Source organism: Xanthobacter agilis, assembly GCF_021730435.1.
GTDB classification, from domain to species: Bacteria; Pseudomonadota; Alphaproteobacteria; order Rhizobiales; family Xanthobacteraceae; genus Xanthobacter; species Xanthobacter agilis.
This window is the reverse complement of the sequence record NZ_JABWGX010000003.1, coordinates 217,178-234,577: the sequence shown is the minus strand read 5'-3', so window position 1 is coordinate 234,577 and position 17,400 is coordinate 217,178. Positions and strand designations below refer to the sequence as shown.

Here is a 17,400-nt window from a genome sequence, read left to right as displayed (position 1 = left end):
CAGCACCCGGACCGGCAAGGCCCGAACGCCGCCGGACCTGAGCCGGCGGCGTCCGATGCCGGCTCTCAGATGCCCTCGCCCAGGTGGATGAAGTCTTCGAGCAGCGTTCCCTCCCGAGGCACGCCATCCCGTCCCCTGAAGCCGACCCCGACCGGCTGCGCCAGGTGCTCCACCAGCCGGTGAATCTGCACCGCGACCTCGGGCACCGCCGTGATCTCCCACCATGCGGGACGGGTCAGCGGGCCGACGGCGAACAGCCACGGGCTCGCGCTGCCGAACCGGTCCACCACCGCGCAATCGCGGGTCTCGATACCAAGACCCAGGGCGTCAGGCACCAAACGCCCGGAACGGCGCAGATCCGCGAACACGGGAATGCCGATCTCGGCGAAATCGGAGCGCGGCCCGGTGCAATTCACGACCGCGGACGTCTCCAGCACGGTGTCGACGCCACCGCCGCGCGGACGCACATGGACGCCGACGCGCCCCTCCACTTCCCCCCGGCGGAACCCCGTGATGCGCCCGGCGATCACCTGAAGCTGGCCCCTCTCCAACAGGTCGGAGAGCCCGGCGGCGATGCGCGGGGCCATACGGTGGCGATGCACGTCCCAGAAGGTCCGGCCGTGGCGCAGGAAACGCGCCTTTTCCACAAGGGTCCATTGGCTCCAGATGCTGGGCAGGTGCGGACGCGCCGCATCCATCACCTTTTGCCAGGGCGCGCCGGCCGCGCGCGCGCGGCGCACCGCAGCGCGCAGCCGGCGCAAAACCTCGACCGGCCTCGCCCCGGCCAGATCGAGGTCTATGGCGACCGCGCCCGCGGCATCCTGCCCGGCGGCGGGCGGCAAGTGGGTATGCGGCAACAATCCATGCCGTGACACCGCGAACAGCGGTCCGCGATGCCCGTTCGCCGCGAGCTTCAGCGCCACATCCACCATGGTGAGCCCGGAGCCGATGAAGAGCACCGGCGCGGCCTTCGGCACGCTCTCAAGCTCCCGCTGCGCCCAGGGATCGGGCACGAACAGCGGCGTGTCATAGAACCAGGCGTCCCGGCATCGCGGCGGCTTCGGCGGCAGATTGCCGGTGGCGAGCACCACGACGTCCCCCTCGAACCGCCGCCCGTCGGCGAGAACCACCGCCGGCTGCGGTTTCTCCTCCACCCGCACCGCCTCGCCGCGCACCCGCGTAAGCGGCGACTGCGGACGGGACAGCACCGCCTCCAGCCGCTCCGCCACATAGACCCCGAACAGCCGGCGGGCGACGAAGGACCGCGACAGATCGCCGTCCGCCTCATCGAGCGCCGAGGCCAGCGCCTGCGGCCGCTCCGCGAGCCAGGGGCCGAACCCCGGCTCCAGCCCCAGTTCCATGCGGGAGACCGGGACATTGAGCACATGCAGGCTGTCGCAGGCGCCATAGGCGAGGCCGCGCCCGGCGATCGGCTCCCGCTCGATCAAGACCACCCGAAGTCCGGGCCGGGCCGCCGCCGAAAGGGCGAACAGGGCGCCGCTGAAACCGCCCCCCACCACCAGAACTGTCCGGACGTCACGCCACGCATTCAGCATGCATCGTCTCCATGTGTCCGACGCCGGGCCGTCGCCGGCGCCGGACGTCCCAGATGCCAGCCGCCTTGATCGAAAACGTGTCCGCGCCTCATCAGGATGCGGAAGCGCGGCGCCCCTCGGGCGCGAACGCATTGCCGATCATCTCGCCGAACGGACCGCGATGATGCGTCACCGCCTTCGGGCGGCCGGTCTCGTCGGCGAGCGGCAGCAATGGCAGGACGCTCTCCGCGAACCGGTAGGCCTCCTCCAGGTGCGGGTAGCCGGAAAGCACGAAGGTATCGATGCCGAGCGCCATGTATTCCTTCATCCGCGCGGCCACCGTGTCCGGGTCGCCCACCAAAGCGGTGCCGGCCCCACCCCGCACGAGGCCCACGCCGGCCCACAGATTGGGGCTGACCTCCAGCTTGTCGCGGCGCCCGCCATGTAGGGCGCTCATCCGCCGCTGGCCTTCCGAATCCATGCGGGCGAACACCTTCTGGGCGTCGGCGATGGTGGCGTCGTCGATATGGGAAATGAGCTTTTCCGCCGCCGCCCAGGCGTCCGCCGTGGTGTCCCGCACGATCACGTGCAGGCGGATGCCGAAACTGAGATCGCGCCCCAGCGCCGCCGCGCGCGGCTTGAGATCGGCGATCTTGCGCGCCACCTGCGCCGGTGGCTCGCCCCAGGTCAGATACTTTTGCACCTGCCGCACCGCCACCTCATGGGCCGCCGGCGAGGAACCGCCGAAAAACAGCGGCGGATGGGGCTGCTGCACCGGCGGAAACAGCAGTCGCCCGCCCTCCGCCTTCAGATGCTTGCCCTGGAAATCGACCTCCTCGCCCCGCAGCAGGCGGGTGTAGATATCCAGGAACTCGGCCGTGATCTCGTAACGCTCGGCATGATCGGCGAAAAAGCCGTCGCCCCGGTTTTCCACCGGGTCGCCGCCGGTCACCACATTGATAAGGGCGCGCCCGCCCGAGATGCGGTCGAGGGTCGCCGTCATGCGCGCCGCCACAGCCGGCTCCAGCAGGCCGGGCCGCACCGCCACCAGGAACCGCAGCCGCTCGGTGAAACCCGCAAGGGCCGAGGCGACGATCCATGAATCCTCACACGAGCGGCCGGTGGGAATCAGAACGCCATAGTAGCCCAGATGGTCGGCGGCCTGGGCGATCTGCTTAAGGTAAGCAAAATCCACCTCCCGCGCCCCCTGGGACGTGCCGAGATAGCGGCCATCCCCATGGGTGGGCAAAAACCACAGCACATTGGCTGCACTGGCGGGGGCGAGCGAGGTCTGGGCGCCGGCATCGGCCATCGAAACACCTCCAGGACGGGCGCCGCGGGCCCGCTGCCGCGACGGGCCAAAGACGGCCGCACACAAGACAACTAAATTCATGGAATTTATTGACCACATATAATCCGGTGTCTATGATTTTAAGTACAGTTAATCGATGTTTTTAGAGGGATGTCCGAACGCCCCCGTCTTGCGTTCCGCCCTCGCCCCAGGAGGTTTCCGCATGAATGCTCATTCTTCTCCGGCCCGCGTCACCCCCGCCGCGCCCTCGGAACCGTCGGCCGCCGCGCTGGCCTTTCGGGGCGCCATGCGCAAGCTTGCGGGCGCGGTCAGCGTCCTGACCGTGGGCGCCGGCGAAAGCCGCACCGGCCTCACCGCCACCTCCGTGTCTTCACTTTCGGTGGAACCGCCGACCCTTCTCATCTGCGTCAACCGCTCCTCGTCCTCGATGGCGGCCCTCACCGCGCACCGCAGCTTCGCCATCAACGTGCTGCGCCCGCACCACCAGCCGCTCGCCGACCAGTTTGCCGGAAAGGGCGGGCTGAAGGGCCCCGAGCGCTACCAGGGCGCCGAATGGACCCGTCTCGAAACCGGCACGCCGGTACTCGCCGACGCCCTGGCCGCCTTCGATTGCGAGCTTGAGGAGATCATCGAGCGGCATTCCCACGCCATCGTCGTCGGCCGCGTGCTGGCGAGCCGCGTCACCGAAACGGCCGAGCCGCTGCTCTATTGGGCCGGCGCTTATCACAACCTCGGCGCCTGATCCGCGCACCCTCACGTTCCGGAGAACACCCATGCTCCTCTCCCTTTCCCGGCGGACCCTCGCGCGCGTCGCCGGCGGCGCCGTGCTGACCCTCGCCCTCGGCGCCACCCTTACGACCCCGGCCGCGGCCGACGACAAGGTGGTGCGCATCGGCTACCAGAAGTACGGCACCCTCATCCTCCTGAAGAACAAAGGTCTTCTGGAGGAGAAGCTGAAGCCTTTGGGCTATACGGTGAAGTGGAGCGAGTTTCCGGCCGGGCCGCAGCTTCTGGAAGCCCTGAACGCCGGCGCGGTGGACTTCGGCAATACGGGCGAAGCCCCGCCCATCTTCGCCCAGGCCGCCGGCGCGCCCCTGATCTATGTGGGCTATGAGCCCGCCGCCCCCACCGGCGAGGCGATCCTCGTACCCAAGAACAGCCCGCTCAAGAGCGTGGCCGACCTCAAGGGCAAGACCATCGCCCTCAACAAGGGCTCCAACGTGCATTACCTGCTGGTGAAGGCGCTGGAGAAGGCGGGCGTGCCCTATGCGGACGTGAAGACCGCCTACCTCACCCCCGCCGACGCCCGCGCCGCCTTCGAGCGCGGCTCGGTGGACGCCTGGGCCATCTGGGACCCCTATCAGGCCGCCGCCGAGAAGACCGTCGACGCCCGGATCCTGGCCGACGGCACCGGCGTCGTCTCCAATTACCAATTCTATTTCGCCACCCGGAGCTTCGTGGAAAAGGCGCCGCAGGTGGTGGACGTGCTGCTCGGCGCGGTCGCCGAGATCGGCGCCTGGGCCAAGGCCAACCCGAAGGCGGCGGCCGAGCAATTCTCGCCCCTCATCGGCATTCCCGCCCCGATCCTGGAGGTTGCCCTGTCCCGTCAGCAATATGACGTGAAGCCGCTGACCCCGGAGATCACGTCGCAGCAGCAACAGGTCGCCGACGCCTTCCACAAGCTCGGGCTCATTCCCGCCCCCATCAAGATTTCCGACGCCGTGCGGGCGCCGAAATCCTGACCCGATCCTGACCCCCTCCCGAGGAGGACCCAATGGCCGAATCCTTCGTGCCCTCCGAGGGCGCTCTTTCCTTCCAGCCACCCGGCTTCTCCGGCGATGTTCCGCGGGAGAAGCCGGAGCCTGGCCCCCTCCTTCGGGGCTTCCGCGCGGCGCTGGGCCGTCTCGGCCCCGCGCTGCTGCCCTGGACGCTGCCGCTGGCCGTGATCGTGCTGTGGCAGACGGCCGCGAGCCTTGGCCTCCTGTCGTCGCGGGTGCTGCCGGCGCCCAGCGACGTGAGCCTCGCCTTCTGGCGCACCTTGCAGGACGGCAGCCTTGTCTCGAACATCCTGGTCAGCACGCGCCGCGCCTTGATCGGGCTCGCCATCGGCGGCGGCATCGGCTTCGCCCTCGGGGTGGCCAACGCCATGTGGCGCCCGGCCGAAACCGCGCTCGATTCCACCTTGCAGATGCTGCGCAACGTGCCCCATCTCGCCATCATTCCATTGGTCATCCTGTGGTTCGGCATCGATGAGGAAGCAAAGATCTTCCTGGTCGCCATCGGCGTTGCCTTCCCCATCTATCTCAACACCTTCCATGGCATCCGCACGGTGGATCGCGGGCTGATCGAAATGGCGCGGGTCTATGGCCTGTCGCCGGCCCCGCTGTTCTTCCGCGTCATCCTGCCGGGCGCCCTGCCCTCGATCCTGGTCGGCCTGCGCTATGCGCTCGGCATCATGTGGCTGACGCTGATCGTGGCGGAAACCATCTCCTCGACCTCCGGCATCGGCTACATGACCATGAACGCCCGCGAGTTCCTGCAAACCGACGTGGTGGTGCTGGGCGTCATCGCCTACGCCTTGCTCGGCAAGCTCGCCGACAGCCTGACCCGCGCCCTCGAGCAGCGCACGCTCGCCTGGCACCCCGCCTATGCCAGCAACCGCGAGGCCGCCCGATGATGGAGGTGTTTGCGCCGAATGCCGCTGCGTTCCCGGCCCAAGAGACAGTCCAAGAGACAGCCCAAGAGACAGCCCAAGAGACAGTCCAGGGAGAGACTCGCAAGCCGGCGTCCGCGATCCGCGGCTGGCACGGGGCGGCGGTGCGCCTCGACGGGGTGGTGAAGGCCTTCGGCGAGCGCCCCGTCTTGCGGCGGCTTGATCTCGACATCCCCGCCGGCCAGTTCCTCGCCGTGGTGGGGCGCTCGGGTGGTGGCAAAAGCACGCTCATGCGGCTTGTCGCGGGGCTTGAACCCGCCACCGCCGGCACCGTGAGCGTGGGCGGAGAAAAGGTGTCGGGCCTGGTGCCGCAGGTGCGCCTGCTGTTCCAGGACGCCCGGCTGGTGCCCTGGCAGCGCATTCTCCAGAATGTGGGCATCGCCCGCGGCCCGGGCTGGCAGGAGACCGCGCGGACCGCGCTGCACGACGTGGGGCTCGCGGACCGGGGGCACGAATGGCCGTTCGTGCTTTCAGGAGGACAAAAGCAGCGCGTCGCCCTGGCCCGCGCCCTGGTCAGCCATCCCGCCGTGCTGCTGCTCGACGAGCCGTTCGGCGCCCTCGACGCGCTCACCCGCATCGAGATGCACGCGCTCACCGAGCGCATCTGGCGCGAGCGCGGCTTCACCGTGATCCTCATCACCCACGACGTGACCGAAGCGGTCGCGCTCGCCGATCGCGTGATCGTGCTGCGCGAAGGCGAGATCGCGCTCGATCTGCCGATCGATCTGCCCCGTCCCCGCCGCGAAAGCAGCGCCGCGGCCGGCGCCCTGCATGAGCAGATCCTCGCCGCGGTCTAGAATCATGCCAAAGGCCCATGAGCTTGCCTCACGGGCCTTTGGGTCAGCCCACGCGGCGCATCACCAGCGGATGCGCAAGGCGCCGCTGGCGCCGACGGTGGAATATCCCTGCGCGATCTGGCCATCCAGGCCGGCGGAAAGGGTCATGTTCGGGCCGACCAGGAACTGGATGCCCGCGTGCACGTCCGCCGCGTCGCGCACCGTGGGGATGGTCGTGGACGAAAAGGTTGCCCACGGCAATTCCGCGAAGGCGCGCGACACGTCCCGGTCCGGGCTGAAGTCATGCATCCAGGCCGCCCGCAGATAGGGCGTGTAGAGGCGCCCGTCGCTCGCCGTCCACACCCCGTCGAGCTGGAGGCCGAGAAAGGTCGGCAGCGCGGTGACGGTCGAGGCTTCATAGCTCAGCCCACGTCCCAGGATGCCGAACGTCTCCGCCCCCCCACCCAGCCAAAGCCCCATCGGCTGGAAGGCCGCGAACGGCGTCAGGTTCGCACCGATGCCCGCCAGCGCCAGCCGGTAGCCGGCCTCGACCCGGCCGCCGAACATCGTCCCGTCGAAGCCGGTGTCGGCCGAAAAGCTGAGGTTAAACAAGGAGCGGTCGAAGCCCGCGTGCGCATAGCCGATGGTGGCGATGGCCGAAACGTAGGCCGCGCCCGCCGTCGCGACGCCGTAGAGGCTGGCGCCGCCATAATTGGTCGTGACGCTGGCGTTCTGGTCGTCCGCCGACAGGCTGCTGCTGGACAGCGTCACGGCGGCGCCCAGCAGCAGGGGCAGGTCGCTCGCCACCCCGTCGATGCCGACGCTGCCGCCGAACGCGGCGCCGGACAAGCCTCCACCGCTGGTGATGCTGCCGGCCGACGCCGCCCACACATAGCGGGCGGCCGCGGCGGCGCCCTCGGCGTCCTCCGGCGCCCCGGCCGGCGCGCCACCGCCCGTGGTGGAGGCAGGCCGCAGGCCCATCCGCCACCGGTCGAGCTGGTTTGTGACCCCGGCGATGGACGCGGATGCGGCATTGATCATGGTCTGCGGCACCATGGACACCGCGCCGCCGCCCACCTTGTCATAGGCGGCATCGAGCGCGGCGACGCTGGAGACGCCCAGGAGCTCGGGCACCACGGCTTCAAACAGAGCGGACGATCCGCGCCCCTGAACCTGACCGATCAAGGCGCCGATCACTTGGCCGCCTGGGGAGAGGCCGGACGGCGTGAAGTCCACCTTGGTGCCGAGCGTGAGGCTGTTGCCGGACTGCGCCACGGAGACATCAAGAATGGCGGTGTCACCGGTCGCCTGGAGGTTTGAAACCGTCAGTCCCCCCTGTGCCGTCAGGATCGTGTGGTCGAACGACCCCGCAGTGATGCCGGACGGATCGGAGACGACGCCCTCAACCTTGCCCGACAAGCTGGCGCTGCCGGTGATCGTCAGCCCATCCGATCGGGTCGAGAGTGGATCGGCCCGCAACACGAGCAGGCCGGTCTTGGTCTGCACCAGGTTGCCGTCGATGGTCGTGGTGCCCAAGCTCGAGGCGCCCGACCGCAGGGTGCCGGCGTTGACGAGCACGCCGGTTCCGCCCAGATCAAGCGAGCTGCCGGCCAGGATCGTGCCGCCCGCCAGGTTCTGCACCCGGTTGGCCGCCCCGGCCTCCAGATCGAAATTGCCGAGGATGGTGCCACCGGTGACAATGTCCGCGTAGCCGCTGCTCACCTTGATGGCGAGCCCATCGGCGCCTTCCGTGGTGGACAGGGTGCCATGGTTGGTGATGTGGGTTTCCGGCCCGTCGCTGGTGATGGCCGTGCCGCCCGCGCCGCCCGTCACCGACACGCCGGAGACGACCACGATCACCGGGTCCCCCTTGCTTTGGGTGATGACGCCGCTCGCTCCGGAACCGGTGGCCGAGATGGTGGCGTTCACGTTCACCGTCACCGTGCCGAAGCTGCCCCATCCCCCGGCGGCGGGCTCCATCACCACGGCGTTCCCGGTCATGACGAGGCCGCCGCCGCCACCGATGGACTGCGCCACCACGCCGGACGCGCCCGCGCCGGTGGTGGTGATCTTTGCCCCCACGGTGACTTTCACATTGTTGCCGTTGCCGGTGCTGGCCCGCGTCTTGGCCGCCACCGTATTGCCATTGCCCAGGGTGGCGCCGCCGCCGCCGCCGATGGACTGGGCGAGGATGCCGAACGCGTTCTCGCCCGAGGTGGTGATGGTCCCGCTCGTGCTCACCGTCACCGCGCCGGAATTGCCGGAATTGCCGCCGCCGCCGAGGGTCGCCGTGTTGCTGGCCAAGGCCAGGCCGCCGCCGCCGCCGATGGATTGCGCCACAATGCCGATGGCCGCGTCGCCGGTGGTCTTGATGGCGCCCGAGCTGGTGATGTTCACCGAATTGCCCACGCCGCCGCCGGTGCCACCGAGCGTGGTGGTCTCGCGCGAGATGGAGAAGCCGCCGCCGCCGCCAATGCTCTGCGCCAGGATGCCGATGGCATAATCCCCAGCGGTGGAGAGGGCGGCCGACGAATTGACGGTGACCGAGCCGGCGTTGCCGCCGGCGGCGCCGCCCAGGGTCTGGCTGCCGCTCACGCTGGTGCTGGCGTTGGAGACGATCCAGCCGCCAATGCCGCCGCCGCCACCGATGGACTGGGCGATCACCGCCGCCGCTTTCTTGTCGCTGGTGGTCACCGACCCCGACACCGTGGCCGTGACCGCCCCGGCGCCGCTGCTGCTGCCGCTGGTGGCACCCAGCCGCAGGCTCTCCGTGCCGTCGACGCTGCTGGAGGAGCCCATCGCGTTGATGGCCACGAGGCTGAGGCCGCCGCCACCGGAAATGGACTGCGCCACCACGCCGAACGCCGCCCGCGCGGCGGTCGTCACCTTGCCCGACGACGACACGCTCACAGCGCCCGCCGCCCCGTAGAGATTGCCCGCCCCGCCCAATTGGGTCGCGATGGTGAAGTCGGAGACGGTTCCGGTGAGGCTCACCCCGGACGTGGCCAGGCCGCCGCCATAGGCGATGGACTGGACCACCAGGCCATGGGCGGCAAGGCCCGTGGTCGAGATGTTGCCGGTGTTCGAGACCGTGGCGCCCGCGCTGTTTCCCCCCTCGCCGCTGGTGCTGCCGAACGTGATCGTGCTGGAATACGGCACGGAATAGCTGGTGCCGGAGTTCAGCACGTCATAGGTGCCGGTGGCGCCGCCGCCGCCGGCGATGGACTGGACCAGATAGGCGGTCGCGCCCAGACCGGACGTGGAGAGGGTCGCCGCCGAGGTGGCGGTCACAAGCCCGGCACTCCCGACCGCGCCCTGGAGCGAGATCTGGTTCTGAGCCTCATTGTTGCCGGTCGCCCCCGCGGTGGTGGAAAGAGCGAGGCCGCCGCCACCACCAATGGACTGGGCCACGAGGCCGAAGGAATTGGCGCCCGTGGTGGCGATGCTGGTCCCGGAGTTGGTGACGGAAAGCGTCACCGCGCCGCCATTGCCAGCCGTCGAGGTGGCCGCACCGAGCGCCACGACGGTCGCCGCCGCGCCATAACTGGATGCCGCGCTGGCATAGGTCGAGGAGGTGGCCAAGCCCCCACCCGCACCGATCGACTGCAGGACGACGGCGGGCGCGTTGGCGCCGGCGGTGGAGGCGCCTTGCGAGACCGTGGCGCTGACCGTCCCGCCATCGCCGCCCTCCCCGCCCGATGCGCCCAGCACCAGGGCCTTGCTCACCTCGGCGTCGAAGCCGCTCTCATAGGAGCTGGCGCCGATGCCGCCACCGCCGCCGATGGATTGGGCGACCACCGCGCTCGCGCCGGTCCCGGTGGTCACCATGCGGCCCTCCACCGACACGGTGACGGCGCCGGCATCGAGGTTGCTGCCGCCCGAGCTGCCGAGGGTCATGTCAAGCAGCACGTTGCCGGTCGCGGAGGTGGTGGAGCTGACGTCTCCCGTCATGCCGCCGCCGCCGCCGATGGACTGGCCGACAACGCCATAGGCGAGATCGCCCGCCGTGGTGACCGCGCCTCCGCCCTGGTTAATGGCGACATTGCCGCCGGCCCCGGAAGTGGATGCCGAGGCCCCCAGGGTGAGGCTGACCAGATAGAATGAGCTCGCGGTGTTGGTGGCGCCGGAGCCGCTCACGCCGCCGCCGCCGCCCAGGGACTGCGCGACGATGCCCGCCGCCAGGTCGCCCGCCGTGGTGATGGGCGTGTCGGACGACACGGTGACCATCTCGCCGGAGCCCCCGGCCCCCGCCGACCCCTGCGCCACCGCCACCGCCACGCCGCTGTCGGTGACGGCAGCCGAGCCGATGGTGGCCGAGGTCGAATAGCCGCCCTGGCCGGTCACGTCCTGGTAGACTTCGGTGTTGGAGCCGGTGAACGATCCGGCCGAACCGCCACCGCCGCCCACCGACTGCGCCAGGATGCCATAGGACTGGGCGCCAGAGGTCCAGATGCCCGGCGTCACCCCGAAAGCATCCACCCCGCTCGTCACATTCACGATCACGGAGCCGCCGTTGCCGCCGCCGCTGCCCGATCCCCCGAGCCCCAGGGCGAGGGAGGCGGTGGCGAGGCCGCCATAGGTGGTGGAGCTGTTGCCGCCATTGCCGCCGCCGCCGCCCACCGATTGCGCCACCACGGCGCCGGAATTGGCGCCCAGCGTCACCAGCGAGCCCTGGGTGTTCACGGTGACGTCGCCGCCATAGGCCCCGCTGCCGCCATTGCCGCCGATCGACATCGACACGCTGCTTTGGTTGAACGACGTGCCGTAATGGGTCGAGCCGCCGTTGCCGCCGCCCCCGCCCACCGACTGGGCGAAGATGGCGGGGGAATTGTCTGGGCTCTCTTCGGCGACGGAACCGTCGGTGAGCGACAGGCCGGTGACGATGACCGCATAATTGGTCACGTTGACGCTGTCGCCCGGGCCAGCGACGCCGCCCGAGCCGCCGATGGACAGACCCACACCAACACCGAGCAGGTCGGTGAAGGAGGTCGAGCCCTTCTTGCCGTCCGCGGCGACCCCGGTTTCCGAGCTCAGCCCGGTCAGGTTGCCGACGAAGTTCATCCCCAGAGCGGTGTAGGCGGTGGTTTGCTTCGCGCTGAGCTTGACCTTGATCGAGGTCTTGGTCGCAACGTGGGCCTGGCCTCCGCTGCCGCCGCCACCGCCCACCGATTGCGCGAAGATGCCGGACGCGGACGCCCCGAGGGTGTTGATGTAGGAATAGTCTTTCCCTGCGGCGCCGGCGATCACCGAGACCGCGCCGCCGGTGCCGCCATCGCCGCCGGAGCCCCCGAGGCCCATGGCGAAGGTGCCGCGCATGCCGATGGATGTGCTGTTGGAATAGGCGCCCTTGGCGGTGCTGACCACCGAGCCACCGTTGCCGCCTCCCCCGCCCACCGATTGCGCGAAGATGCCGATGGCCTGGGTCCCGAGGGTCTGGATGTTGCCGGTGGAGGTGACCGCGACGCTGCCGCCATCGCCACCCGAGCCGCCCGAGCCGCCGATGCTCATCGCCAGGCCGAAGGTCTTGCCGGTGGAGCTGGTGGACACGCCGTCGCCACCATTGCCGCCGCCGCCGCCCACTGACTGGGCAAAGATGGCGCTGGACTGCGCCCCCGAGGTGCCGATGGCCGAGGTGGAGGCGATGGCGACATTGCCGCCGTTGCCGCCCTCGCCCGCCGCCCCGCCGATGGACAGCGACGCAGCGGTCGCATTCTTCGACTTGGAATTGGTCCAGGACGCGATGCTGTCGAGATACGATGCCGCCACATACGACACGTCCGCCGTCGCCGCCGCCGCCGTCGCGCCGGCACCCGCCGCCGACAAGATGGCTTCCAGCGCCGGACCGGTCAGCAGGCTGTTCGACCCGGTGGTGCTGGTGCCGCCATTGCCACCACCCCCGCCCACCGACTGGGCGAAGACGGCGGTGGAATAATCCCCGTAACTCAAGAGCGTGCCGCCGGTGTTCACGTTCACCGCGCCGCCGTCGCCGCCACCGCCGCCGGAACCGCCGATCGCAAGCTGCGCCGTGTAGTTGGAGGTGTATCTGCTGTACTGGCTGTAGGACTGGGCGGCACCGCCGTTGCCGCCGCCGCCGCCCACCGACTGGACGAGGATCACCGGCGACTGGGTGCCATAGGTGACGACGCCGCCGCTGGTCCGGCCCACGTTCGAGGAGACGGTCACGATGCCGGCCTTGCCGCCCGATGCGCCGCCCCCGCCCACCGCCACCGAAAGGGAAATCTCGCTGGCCGTGGACATGGACTGCGCGGCGCCGCCATTGCCGCCCGAGCCGCCGATGGACTGGGCGACGATGCCGGGCGCCAGATCGGTCAGGACCGTGGCTGAGCCGGATGGGGCCGTGCCGGTCTGGATCGTGCCGGCCTGCGTCACGGTCACGGTTCCCGCGTCACCGCCTGAGGCGCCGGAGCCGCCCAGGGCGAGGGACATCGAATAGCCCTCGAGCTTCACCTCGGGGTCCACGCGGACCCCGGACAGGCTCTCCGAGATACTGGTGCCGCCATTGCCGCCGGCGCCACCGATGGATTGCGCCAGGATGCCGATGGACAACTGGCCCTGCGTGGAGATGCTCGCCGCGGTGATGCTCACGTCGCCGGCGGTCTGCCCGGAACCGCCGGAACCGCCGAACGCATAGGCATCGCCGATGGACATCTCGTTGGACGTGCCCACCGCATAGGAGCCCGCGTAGGCCGCGCCACCCGAGCCGCCGCCGCCGCCGATGGACTGGGCGAGAATGCCGATGGACTGGGCCTGCTGCGTGGTGATGGTGCCCGGCATCTCGACGGTGACGCTGCTCGAACCCCCGCCCGAGCCGCCGCCGCCGCCGATGGCCACGGTGGTGGCAATATCCATGCTCCCGGCGCCGCTGGCGCTGATGCCGCCATTGCCGCCGTTGCCGCCGATGGACTGGGCAACGATGCCGGGCGAGAGCAGGCCGTCGGTGGAGATGTTGCCCGAGACCTCGACCCTCGTGACGGTCTCGACCGATCCGCCGGCCCCGCCGGCGCCGCCGAGGCTGAGCGCGGCCGCCGCGTCGCTGCCGATCGTGCCGGCCACGTCCCAGCCGCCCGCGCCGCCGGCGCCGCCGATGGCCTGGGCCACCACGCCGGCCGACTGATCCCCCGAGGTGGTGACGGACGTCGTGTAGACGGTGACACCATAGGACTTGCCGCCGCTGCCGCCACCGCCACCGACGCTCGCGGACACGCTGACGTCGTCACCGACGCTGCCGGCGACGCTGAACCCGCCGGTGCCGCCCTCGCCGCCGAGGCTTTGGGCCACCAGGGCGGACGACATCGGGCCGACGGTTTGAATCGTCCCGACATTGTAGACGACGACGGGCCCCCCGCTGCCGCCGGCCCCCCCGCCGCCGCCGATCGACATGGCGACGCTGCCATTCGACAGCGATGCCCCCGCCGCGAAGCCGCCGTTGCCGCCCGAACCACCCAGCGCCTGGGCCAGCAGGCCCGGCGCGTTGCCCGTCGTCGCGGAGTCCGAAACGATGGAGGCGTAATTGAGGACCACCACGTTGCCGGAGGCGGCTCCGGCGCCGCCACCGCCGCCGACGGCGACGGCGACTCCGGCCTCGCCGCCGATGTCGCCCGAGGCGGAAAATCCGCCGGAGCCGCCGCCGCCGCCGATCGACTGGGCGAGCAGAACCGGCGCACCGCCGCCATAGGTCGCGAGCTGCCCGGTGTTGAAGACGTACACGAGCGAGCTGGCGTTGCCCGCGCCTCCGACCCCACCGATGTTCTGGCTGACGCTCACCGGCGACAGAGCATCGCCCGAGATCGAGAAGCCGCCGACGCCGCCGCCGCCGCCGATCGACTGGGCGACGATGGCGCTCGAGCCGAAGCCATAGGTGGTGATGGCCGAGGAACCGGACGCGACCGTTTGGGTCGCCGAGGCCGCGGTGGCCGTGGCGGTGCCGCTGGTGCTTTCCTGCGCGGAGGAGGAGGTTTCCACGGCCGGGCTCGGCTCGGTGTAGACCATCGGCTGCGGGTCTACGACGCGCGCACTCTCGATCGCTTCCTCGATCTCGGCCATCTCGCCCGAGGCGATCATCGCGATCTTCTCGGCCAGCAGCGTTCCGGCGGAGGTGCTGGATGCGTCGCCGCTGTTGATCGCGGCGACGGCACTCGCCGCGCCGCCGGAGCCGCCCGTGCCGCCGATCGACAGGGACAGGTTCGGCAACTCGCCCGCGGTCACGGAGATGGTCGCGCCGCCCGCGCCGCCGCCGCCGCCGACGGACTGCAGCAACATGCCATGCGAGCGCTCCCCATAGGTGGTGATGACGCCGCCAGGATTGAGGCCTTCGACCGTGTCTCCGGCGCCGCCGGACCCGCCACTACCGCCCACGGACAGGCCGAGGGTGAAGCCCGCCGAGACGGCACTCGACACCGCCGCGCCACCCGCCCCGCCACCGCCGCCGATGGACTGGCCGATGACGCCGGGCGAATCATCGCCGGCGGTCGTGATCTGCATGCCGTTCGTGCCCGCGAAGACGGTCCCCGCCGCGCCGCCGGAGCCGCCGGAGCCGCCGAACGCCAGCGCGAAGCTGCCGCTGGTCGAGCCCGACAGCGCCACCGCATAGCCGCCGGCGCCGCCACCACCGCCGAGGGACTGAGCGACGATGCCCGGCGAGCCCTCGCCTTGCGTGGAAATCTTGGCATCCGGATAGCGGGCGCTCAGGTCCAGCGTGGAACAGGCGAAGCCGCCCGTCATGTAGACATCGGTCTTTTGAACGCAGTTGGTGGCCACCATCCCGCCCGCGCCACCCGAGCCGCCGGAGCCCCCATGGCTCAAACTGGTCGAGAGGCCGCCCGAGAGGTCGAATGCGAGCGCGCCACCGGCATTGCCGCCGCCGCCGCCCACGGATTGGGCGAGGATGCCGGCGGAATTGGCCTCCACCGTGGAGATGGAACCGGTGTTGAGCACGAGCACGCTGCCGCCATCGCCGCCATCGCCGCCCGAGCCGCCGAGGGCGACCGACGCCCCCGCCACCAGCGACGCCGAGCCCGACAGGCCAAAGCCGCCCGAGCCGCCGCCGCCGCCGAGGGACTGGGCGAAGATGCCGAAGGCGCCTCCGGCCGAGGAGGTGGGCACCGCCGAGCCATCGCAGCTGCCGGTGCAGATGTCTCCCGAGTTCTCCACCTGGACGAAGTTACCGTCGCCGCCGCCGCCCCCCGTGCCGCCGACGGATACGGCAAGCGCCGCCGACGAGCTGAAGGCCATGCCGCCGGAGCCCCCCGCGCCGCCCACCGACTGGGCGTAGATGCCCCCCGAGGAGCCGCCGGTCGCCTGCACGCTGCCGGAGTTGTAAACACCGACCTCCCCGGCATAGCCCGCCGGGCCGCCGGCGCCGCCGAGCGCCACCAGGCCGGCCGACACGCCGGCATTGCCGCCGCCGCCGCCCACCGACTGGGCGTAGATGCCGAACGATCCCTGGCCGGTGGTGGCGAGACCGCCCGAGGTCGTGACCGCGACCTCCCCGCCGTCCCCGCCATAGCCGCCGCCGCCGCTGGTGCCGCCGAACCAGGCCGACGACGAACCGGATCCGCCGCCGTTGCCGCCGATGCTCTGGGCGAAGACGGCGCTGACCATCTGCGAGGACACCGCCGCGTTCGCGGTCACCCAGACGGTACCGCCGGCACCGCCCGGGCCAGCGTCGCCCCCGTTGCCACTGCTGAGGGAACTGTCCTCATTGCCGCCGTTGCCGCCCTGGCCGCCGACGCTCTGCGCCCATATTCCGTAGGAGCTGGCGCCGAGCGCCGAGATGGGCATGTTCGTGGTGACGTTGACCGCGCCCCCATTTCCACCCGCGCCGCCATCGCCGCCGCTATAGGCCGTCGAGCTGGTGCTGCCGCCCTGGCCGCCCTGGCCACCCTTGGAATAGACGACGATGCCGGTCGCGCTGAAGGCATAGGTTCCGGCGAGGGTGCTGGTGTCCACCGTGACCGCACCGCCGACGGCGCCGCTGCCGCCGCCACGACCGCTATAGCCGCAGTCCTCGCCCGAGCCGCCCTCGCCGCCGGCGCCGCCCGTGGAGCTGGCGGCCACCAGGGTTCCATCATAGGTGCTGCCCGAAACGCCGGAGTAGGACACCGTGGCATTGATGCTGGTGCCAGGCTGTCCCGGCTGACCATCGCTGGGCTTGTCCATGCACGTGTCATGGGCATTGGAGCCGCTCGGGCCGGACGCGGCGACCTGCTGATTGTTGTAATAAATGGCCGGCCCGACAGATGCCGTTTGGGCAAAAGCCGGAGCACTCAGGGCACCCATGGCGACGGACACAAGAAATCCGCTCCGCGACGCCTTCAACGCGCGCCGCCCCTCAATTTCGCCCTGATCCATAATTGCCGCACGCCCTGATTTCGGCTAGTGTCCGAAAATTATTTCGCCGACAAACTAGCCAATGACTCATTTTTCAAATTTTCAACTTAGCGAAATCAGGCGGACACCTTAAACGCAACGCTATTTTTTGACCCCATCTCAGGGCCTGCCGTGCGGAGATAGACGCCCGCGGGTCATGGCCAAGACCGGACATCAATGCCTTGGAATGCGAGGCGGCATCGACCGAATGCCCCGCCTGTGCGGTCGATGGCGCGTGACAAAAAGGCGGCGACGGCCCCGCATCCCGGCGGAAATCGGCATCCGCGGCAGTCTCGATGGTCGGCTTCCGAGGCTCCGGCCCCCGCGAGTGGAGCCCTCGCCATGGCCGGAACACGGCGTCTGCGCGGAAAGAGCGGTGCCGGCGCTAAGAAGACCGGACAGCCCGGCCCGGACATCACCACCTGCGGCCGGCCGCGCCAGACCCGGTCACCGCGACGCGCAGGAGACGGGGTTGAAGCCACCAGTCGCGAGAGGCCAACCGGGCTGCGCCGGCTCGCCCCGCCGGCGCAGCCCGCGAACAGGCGCGCGGCCGTCACGCGCGGACGCCCCTGCCGGCGCGGCGGACGTCTGTCATCGGCCCCAGTCTCTGACTGGTGCATATGGGGGCGGTCAAGCGCCGCGCAGGCTGAACCAAGGCCCATGAGGTAAACTCAT

The 17,400-nt window shown here is 70.4% G+C and carries 7 protein-coding genes; 4 read left to right on the top strand and 3 right to left on the bottom strand.

Going from position 1 to position 17,400, the window contains the following annotated elements:
- Positions 1-65: 65 nt before the first annotated feature.
- Together HUW53_RS03345 and ssuD are read right to left on the bottom strand one after the other, a co-directional pair.
- Positions 66-1,556 (bottom strand): FAD/NAD(P)-binding protein, encoded by a 1,491-nt coding sequence (locus HUW53_RS03345; RefSeq protein ID WP_237344318.1) that lies wholly within the window; start codon positions 1,554-1,556, stop codon positions 66-68.
- Between the two features lie 91 nt (positions 1,557-1,647).
- Complete coding sequence (ssuD, locus tag HUW53_RS03340; protein WP_237344317.1) at positions 1,648-2,847, bottom strand: FMNH2-dependent alkanesulfonate monooxygenase; 1,200 nt, start codon at positions 2,845-2,847, stop codon at positions 1,648-1,650.
- A gap of 202 nt (positions 2,848-3,049) precedes the next feature.
- Between ssuD and HUW53_RS03335 the strand changes: the two genes are divergently transcribed.
- Genes HUW53_RS03335 through HUW53_RS03320 form a run of 4 tightly spaced genes read left to right on the top strand, consistent with a single transcriptional unit; the run spans position 3,050 to position 6,357 of the window.
- Positions 3,050-3,589 carry a flavin reductase family protein gene (locus tag HUW53_RS03335; RefSeq protein WP_237344316.1) on the top strand — a complete coding sequence of 180 codons (540 nt, stop codon included), beginning with the start codon at positions 3,050-3,052 and terminating at the stop codon, positions 3,587-3,589.
- Positions 3,590-3,620: 31 nt separating this feature from the next.
- Positions 3,621-4,589 (top strand): sulfonate ABC transporter substrate-binding protein, encoded by a 969-nt coding sequence (locus HUW53_RS03330; protein WP_237344315.1) that lies wholly within the window; start codon positions 3,621-3,623, stop codon positions 4,587-4,589.
- A gap of 32 nt (positions 4,590-4,621) precedes the next feature.
- Positions 4,622-5,524: an aliphatic sulfonate ABC transporter permease SsuC gene (gene ssuC, locus HUW53_RS03325; protein WP_237344314.1), complete on the top strand. Its 903-nt coding sequence runs from the start codon at positions 4,622-4,624 to the stop codon at positions 5,522-5,524.
- Positions 5,524-6,357 carry an ATP-binding cassette domain-containing protein gene (locus tag HUW53_RS03320; RefSeq protein WP_370877766.1) on the top strand — a complete coding sequence of 278 codons (834 nt, stop codon included), beginning with the start codon at positions 5,524-5,526 and terminating at the stop codon, positions 6,355-6,357. The genes ssuC and HUW53_RS03320 overlap by 1 nt, the downstream gene beginning before the upstream one ends.
- Positions 6,358-6,417: 60 nt before the next feature.
- Here the strand turns inward: HUW53_RS03320 and HUW53_RS03315 are convergent, their stop codons facing one another.
- Positions 6,418-16,515 (bottom strand): autotransporter outer membrane beta-barrel domain-containing protein, encoded by a 10,098-nt coding sequence (locus HUW53_RS03315; protein ID WP_237344313.1) that lies wholly within the window; start codon positions 16,513-16,515, stop codon positions 6,418-6,420.
- Positions 16,516-17,400: the final 885 nt, after the last annotated feature.

What these genes read in the sequence shown, in the direction of transcription:
- HUW53_RS03315 (WP_237344313.1), bottom strand. Translation starts at nt 16,515, where the DNA reads ATGGACAAGCCCAGCGATGGTCAGCCGGGACAGCCTGGCACCAGCATC.
- ssuC (WP_237344314.1), top strand. Translation starts at nt 4,622, where the DNA reads ATGGCCGAATCCTTCGTGCCCTCCGAGGGCGCTCTTTCCTTCCAGCCA.
- HUW53_RS03330 (WP_237344315.1), top strand. Translation starts at nt 3,621, where the DNA reads ATGCTCCTCTCCCTTTCCCGGCGGACCCTCGCGCGCGTCGCCGGCGGC.
- ssuD (WP_237344317.1), bottom strand. Translation starts at nt 2,847, where the DNA reads ATGGCCGATGCCGGCGCCCAGACCTCGCTCGCCCCCGCCAGTGCAGCC.
- HUW53_RS03320 (WP_370877766.1), top strand. Translation starts at nt 5,524, where the DNA reads ATGGAGGTGTTTGCGCCGAATGCCGCTGCGTTCCCGGCCCAAGAGACA.
- HUW53_RS03345 (WP_237344318.1), bottom strand. Translation starts at nt 1,556, where the DNA reads ATGCTGAATGCGTGGCGTGACGTCCGGACAGTTCTGGTGGTGGGGGGC.
- HUW53_RS03335 (WP_237344316.1), top strand. Translation starts at nt 3,050, where the DNA reads ATGAATGCTCATTCTTCTCCGGCCCGCGTCACCCCCGCCGCGCCCTCG.